This is a genomic window from Ruegeria discodermiae, assembly GCF_030758345.1.
Lineage (GTDB): Bacteria > Pseudomonadota > Alphaproteobacteria > Rhodobacterales > Rhodobacteraceae > Ruegeria_C.
The window spans coordinates 1-285 of the sequence record NZ_JAVAMO010000079.1 but is presented as its reverse complement, the minus strand read 5'-3'; the positions used below and the strand labels follow the sequence as shown (position 1 = coordinate 285).

Annotated in this window: 1 protein-coding gene; it reads right to left on the bottom strand. The window is 52.3% G+C overall.

What is annotated here, in order from left to right; all coding sequences use genetic code 11:
* On the bottom strand, positions 1-285 hold a 285-nt coding region (locus Q5Y75_RS28435), incomplete at both ends, for an IS6 family transposase (protein ID WP_306203666.1).

Sequence of the window (285 nt, the reverse complement as noted above, 5' to 3'; positions counted from 1 at the left end):
CGAAGAACTTGGTGGTCGCTGGTTTGTTTCGACGTCGTGAAAGCATGAAATCGAGGGTCTTGCCATGCTTGTCGACAGCTCGATAAAGGTAAGCCCAAGCGCCTTTAACTCTGATGTATGTTTCGTCCATTCTCCACGAACGATCATATGGCCCTTTGCGGCGACGTGCTGCCTCAGCGATTGCATCAGAATAACGCGTTACCCATCGGTTTAGCGTGGTGTGGTCCACTGAAACACCGCGCCCGGCCATGATTTCTTCCAGATCCCGGTAATGCACACCGTATC